The 4,513-nt window shown below is 58.4% G+C and carries 4 protein-coding genes; 1 reads left to right on the forward strand and 3 read right to left on the reverse strand.

Annotation, left to right across the window (positions count from 1 at the left end):
* Both ACK59X_RS21215 and ACK59X_RS21220 read right to left on the reverse strand, forming a co-directional pair.
* A partial coding sequence (locus ACK59X_RS21215; RefSeq protein ID WP_409960366.1) for a Bug family tripartite tricarboxylate transporter substrate binding protein occupies positions 1 to 661 on the reverse strand: 661 nt, incomplete at its 3' end.
* A gap of 38 nt (positions 662 to 699) precedes the next feature.
* Positions 700 to 1,860, reverse strand: coding sequence for an acyl-CoA dehydrogenase family protein (locus ACK59X_RS21220; protein WP_409960367.1), 1,161 nt, complete (start codon positions 1,858 to 1,860; stop codon positions 700 to 702).
* A 131-nt stretch (positions 1,861 to 1,991) separates the two neighbouring features.
* On the opposite strand from ACK59X_RS21220, the gene ACK59X_RS21225 reads away from it, so the two are divergent.
* Positions 1,992 to 2,885, forward strand: a complete 894-nt coding sequence (locus ACK59X_RS21225; protein ID WP_273424560.1) for a LysR family transcriptional regulator — start codon at positions 1,992 to 1,994, stop codon at positions 2,883 to 2,885.
* 17 nt (positions 2,886 to 2,902) lie between these two features.
* On the opposite strand, the gene ACK59X_RS21230 is transcribed toward ACK59X_RS21225, so the two are convergent.
* The gene (locus ACK59X_RS21230) at positions 2,903 to 3,793 is read right to left on the reverse strand and encodes a helix-turn-helix domain-containing protein (protein WP_273424561.1); all 891 of its coding nucleotides are present in this window, start codon (positions 3,791 to 3,793) and stop codon (positions 2,903 to 2,905) included.
* Between the last annotated feature and the right edge of the window lie 720 nt (positions 3,794 to 4,513).

Genomic DNA, 4,513 nt, shown 5'->3' on the forward strand with positions numbered 1-4,513 from the left:
ATTTGATGTGAGGCATGGCCGACGGCAAATTGTCAAACATGCAGGTGGTCTGGCCGCCGATCAAATCAGTGATCGCCGGCGCACTTCCGCGGTAGGGTACGTGCGACATAGAGACCTGAGCCATTTGCTCAAACATGGCTCCGCACAAGTGAATCGATGTTCCGTTGCCAGCCGACGCATATGTCAACTTGCCAGGATCGGCCTTTGCCGCCGCGATCAGATCCTTGACCGTCTTGATCTGCGACGACGAATTGACTACCAACACGTTCGGCACCATTGCGATCAAACTGATTGGTGCGAAGTCCTTGAAGGGATCGTAGGCAAGCTTCTTGTACAGGTACTGGTTGATGGAATGCGTACCGATCGTGCCCAACAACAGCGTGTAGCCATCGCCTGCAGCCTTGGCAACCATTGCCGAACCGACGGAGCCTCCGGCACCGGGTTTGTTTTCTACCACCACCGTTCCACCCAGACGAGAGGCCAGATGACGCCCTACCAGGCGACCGAGGATGTCGGTGGTTCCGCCGGCTGGAAAGGGAACCAAAATCGTGATGGGCTTGCTCGGATACCCAGACTGGGCCCAAGTCGGCAGCACGATGGTTATGGCTGTCATAGACAAAATCTGACGACGGCTCATGTGTGATTTGATCAGTCTGGACATGCGTGTCTCCGGTAGTTGAAAGAAAGAAGGAATGCCTATCAGTCCCGCCGCATCAGCTGCTTGCCGATGATCAGCTGCTGGATCTGTGTCGTGCCCTCGTACAGGCGCAGCAGGCGCACGTCGCGGTAGAAGCGTTCGACCTTGTATTCGTTGATGTAGCCCGCGCCACCGTGGATCTGCACACCTCGGTCTGCCACACGGCCAACCATCTCGGTCGTGAAGAGCTTGGTACACGAGGCCTGCATGCTCACCTCGGGATCGGTCACGCCAAAGGGCTTGGCGTCGTAGCGCTGTGCCACGGACTTGACCATGGACCACCCCGCCAGCAGTTCGGCCTGGCTGTCCGCCAGCATGGCCTGCACCAGCTGGAAATCTCCGATACGCTGACCGAACTGCTTGCGCTCCTGGGCATAGGCAACCGATTCGTTGAGGATGCGTTGTGCCATGCCGCAGGCCAAGGCCGACACGTGCAGGCGCCCGCGGTCCAACACCTTCATGGCCGTCTTGAAGCCCTTGCCGGGTACGCTGCCGATGATGTTGGCCGCCGGGACCCGCACGTTGTCCAGGTTCACGTCACAGGTCTTGGTACCGCGCTGGCCCATCTTCTTGTCCGGCTTGCCCAGGGTGATGCCGGGCAGATCCGATGGGACGATGAACGCCGAGATGCCGCCGGCGCCCGGTCCGTCGGTGCGCGCCATCAGCGTGAACGCACCGGCGCGTGGCGCGTTGGTGATGTAGCGCTTGCTGCCACTGAGCAGGTAGTCGTCACCATCGCGCACACCGCGGGTCTGCAGGGCTGCAGCGTCCGACCCGGCGTTGGGCTCGGTCAGCGCGAACGAGATGATCAGATCACCGCTGGCGATGCGGGGCAGGTATTCGGTCTTCTGCTCCGGAGTGCCGTCCATCAGGATGCCCTGTGAACCGATGCCAATGTTGGTGCCCACCACTGAGCGGAAGGCCAAGGCTGTCTGCCCCAGCTCAAAGGCCACTTCGCATTCCTGCGCCATCGACAGACCGATGCCGCCGAACTCCTCCGGAATCGATAGGCCGAACAGGCCCAGCTCTTTCATGTCGTCGACGATGTCCGAGGGGACGTCGTCGTGCTCTTCCACGCTGTTTTCGGCGGGGACCAGACGCTCACGAATGAAGCGTTGCACGCTGTCCTTGAGCAAAGAAAAGGTTTCTGTGTCGAGTGCCATGTGGTTTGAAGTTCAGAAGTGGTGCCCGAGACCGGGCATTTAGGGGTGCGGGGGATTGTGTTGTTCGCACATAGACTTGACAATCCGTTCGATGTTTAACACTGTGTCAAAATTCGTTTGACAGTTGATCCATGGACCTGACCGGACTTGTGCTGTTGGTAGACATCCTTGATGCTGGCAACCTGAGCAGTGCCGCGCGCAAGCTCAAAGTCAGCCGCGCCAACGTCAGCTACCACCTGCAGCAACTGGAGAAGTCGGTGGGTGTGCAACTGGTGCGCCGGACCACACGGCGCATCGAACCGACCGAAATCGGCCAGACGCTCTACCGGCACGGGCGCGCCATCCGCGACGAACTGACCGCCGCCCAGGAAGCCATCGACACGCTGGGACGCGGTCTGCACGGCGCGGTCCGGGTCAGTGTGCCCACCGGTTTCGGGCAACTGGTCATGACCGGCTGGCTGCTGGAGTTCAAACGCCAGTACCCTGAGATCAGTCTGGAACTGCTGTTTGAAAACCGTGTGGACGACCTGCTGCGCGACGAAGTCGATGTCGCCATCCGGGTGATGTCCGACCCGCCAGAAGCCTTGGTGGCGCGGGAACTTGCACAGGTGCGCTACGTGGCATGTGCCTCTGATGCCTTTGCCCGGACAAAAGGTTTGCCAGAGGACTTGGAAGCCCTTCGGAAGGTGCCACTGATCACATCGTCGGTGGTCGGACGGGAACTGCGGCTGTCGGCATACAAAGATGAGGCGCGCCAGGAAGTCACGCTGAGCCCGACGCTGGCGTCGGAGAACTTTCAGTTCCTGCGCGAGGCCATTCTATCGGGACTGGGTATCGGCCTGGTCCCCAGTTACGTCGTTCAGGAAGACGTGAAGATGGGGCGCGTAGTCACCGCACTCGACTCCTGGCGCCTCAGCATTTTTGGCACCCGGCTTTTCCTGCTGCGGATGCCGGGGCGGTACCAAACTCAGGCCGTGCGAACGTTTATCGACTTCATCGTCGACAAGGCTTCCCGCTGGTCGTGATGCTGGGCCCAAGCGCCTCAAGGGCTGGCGCAAGACCGCCTGAACTCGGCAGGGGTTACATTCAGAACCCGTCGAAAAACGCGTGTCATATGGCTCTGATCTGAGAACCCGCAGTTGGCGGCCACCACCTTGAGCGGAACGTCCGGACGCGCCAGTTGTCGCTGAGCGTGTTTGACTCGTTGATCCAGTACATAGGCGTGTGGAGCACACTGAAACTCGGCACGAAACTTACGTATGAAAGCGAAGACGCTCAGCTGGGCCAGTCCTGCCAGATCCTGCAGTGAAATGTTCTGGTCAAGGTGTTCTTCTATGTACTGCACCACCAGCCGACACTGGGCCTGAGACAGCCGGCCATAGGAGCGGTATTCCCGAAAAACAACCTTGGTGTATTGGCGCAGCATGTGAATGCACAGTTGAGCCTTCAAGGCGTCCACATAGAGTTGGCCGCCCAACATGCCGCAGTTGAGTTCGTTCTCAAACAAGGTGGTCAAGGCAGGCAAAACCGGATCTTCGGCCCGGATCATGTCCCGCATCTCCACATCCCTGATGTCTTTGTCGAAGACTTCACCAGCAACACGCGCGACGGCGCTTTGGGAAAGGTATAGGTGGGACACATCGATCGCCTTGTCCCATCGCCACCGAGACTGTTCTGCGCGGGTCAAGATGGAAACGACGCCCGGTTCGACCCTTGCCGACTGCCATGGACCACCGCTTCGCCGGCTCATTTCTGCCACACCACCCCGATAGACGACGATCATGAAATCCCGCATCGTGGGTATTTCGACATCGAGACTGTCGTAGCGGTAGCCCTTCAGAACGGTTTCTTCCCACCCCAGGGGCGTGCTATCCAGAGTGAGTCGGCCGGGGATCCAGCGCGGCACTTCGTCGGGCGTGATCAAGGCGTTCATGAAACAAGCTCCGAAAACTATTGAAGAGAAACCTAAATTCTTGAAGATCAGAGACTCACACCCAGAGGGAAGACCCTCCGAAATCAGCAAAGATTTCAAGTTTCGGATCAATAACCAATCAATTTACAACTTCCCAGCAACGGCGTTCATAGGGTTTGCCCAGACGGAAGCGTTAAGCGCCGAGCGATGCGATGGCAGGGAAGAAACACGCACCTGCTGCTCGCAATGCGAGTAACTGGAAAGGTGCTTTGCCACGCATGCGCCAATGGTGTTCTGACAACCTTTGGTCATCGGTCCTACCGGACCGATGACCGGTTGTAGGCCACCGAATCAAAATACCTTGAGCATCCTGACGTTCAGACGACTGGATTCCTTGAATCCGTTGTCGACCTTCAAATCGCGACCGACAGACACTAACACTTGTAGGGAGGGACTGACAAAAGTCGATGCTGTCAGGGACATTTTGGTGGTGGCCATCTCGTTGTTCAAGGACACGCCGTTTACCTTCTGAACGCCGCCAAAGGTGTGTGACAGGCCCACTGCAAACAAGGTACCCGGGCTTTGATGCCAGTTCAGCGAACCCTGCAGTTGGTAGAGCGGTTTTTGTTGAAGCGTGTCCGTACCCGAGGCCCCAAAATCCTTGTTCTTCCCGAACAGGGTTGCGTCGATAGCCCCTTCTGAATCGGCCCGGGTTTAGAGGAGGCTCCAACTCTGGAGAAT

The organism is Acidovorax sp., from assembly GCF_046339755.1.
In the GTDB taxonomy this organism is placed as follows: Bacteria; Pseudomonadota; Gammaproteobacteria; order Burkholderiales; family Burkholderiaceae_C; genus Acidovorax.